The 1,139-nt window shown below is 68.0% G+C and carries 1 protein-coding gene; it reads right to left on the reverse strand.

Features of this window, described 5'->3' with window-relative positions:
• Positions 1–53 precede the first annotated feature (53 nt).
• The coding region (locus EJ105_RS27615; protein ID WP_250168886.1) for a hypothetical protein at positions 54–1,139 on the reverse strand (1,086 nt) is incomplete at its 5' end.

A 1,139-nucleotide genomic window follows, 5' to 3' on the forward strand; every position in this document is an offset into this window, starting at 1 on the left:
GAGACCGAGATGGTTCCCGTCCCGTAATAGTTCGTGAAGTCCATGGGCGATCCTCAGGGCAGCGGCCCCCAGGCGGGCCGGCCCGTGGTGCAGACGCTGAAAAAGTCGAGATAGGCGTAGGGCGTGGTGGTGGAGCCCCATTGCGTGAGGCCCACATAGCCGGAGGCGGAACCCGGCCCGACGAAGGCGAGGTTCCAGAACGTCGGCTCGGCGGTGCCGCGCGGCCAGATCTTCAGCCGGCGCTGGTCGCCCTTGATGTTGAGCCGGAGCCAGTACCAGGTGTCGTAGGCCCAGGCGAAATCGGCGGCGCCGGCCGCGGCGTCATAGGTCGGGCCGAACCACAAGCGTTGGCCGGAGGCAACGCCACCTGACACATCGCAGACGATGCCTGCCGCCTGGTGGGTGGCCGCGGAGGAGCAGCGAAACATGATCTCCAGCGGGAACAGGATGGGGCCATTGACCATGCGGATGCCGGCGAGAATGTCGCCATCCGTCACGGCGGAGCCCGGAGCATCAAACGAAATCTCCGCAAAAGTTGACGCCGCCGGCGTCCCAAATCCGCCAGTGACGCGGATCGCCTTGCCGTTGAGGGCGGACGCGACGGCGTTCGTCACCACCGCCATGCCCGTCGTCGCCTGATAGCGGCGGGTCCAGCCCGGCGGGGCGGAACCTACCGTCGCGCCGGAGAAGTCGTCATAGGCGCTCTCGGCCTGCAAGGCCGGCCCGCTGTAGAGTTCGCTGTCGTCCAGCAGCGTGGCCGAGTGGTCGACGATGGCGACGCGCAGGTTGGGCGTGGAATTGCTCGCCGCCCACGCCGCCCGGAGCTTCTTCTCCTGGTTGATGGTGGCGAACAGCTCATAGTTGATGGCGCCGGACGATGGCAGCGTGGAGGGCGCGCCCAGCGCGAAGTTCTCCATGTCGATGCCGCCCGCCGCGCTCCACCAGCGGCCCAGCCGGTAGGCGCCGAAAAAGGCGATGGGCGGCCCCACCGGGTTGGTGGTGAGCGCCGTCTTGCTGATGACGGCGACGCCGGCGTTGTTCACCGCCTTGCGCTCGGCCACGTTGAGCATCGGCCGGGTGGCGCGGAACAGCAGCTGGCTGTCGCTCGCGAACCGCACATCCACATTGCGCTGGCTGAT

Source organism: Xanthobacter aminoxidans (genome assembly GCF_023571765.1).
Lineage (GTDB): Bacteria > Pseudomonadota > Alphaproteobacteria > Rhizobiales > Xanthobacteraceae > Xanthobacter > Xanthobacter aminoxidans.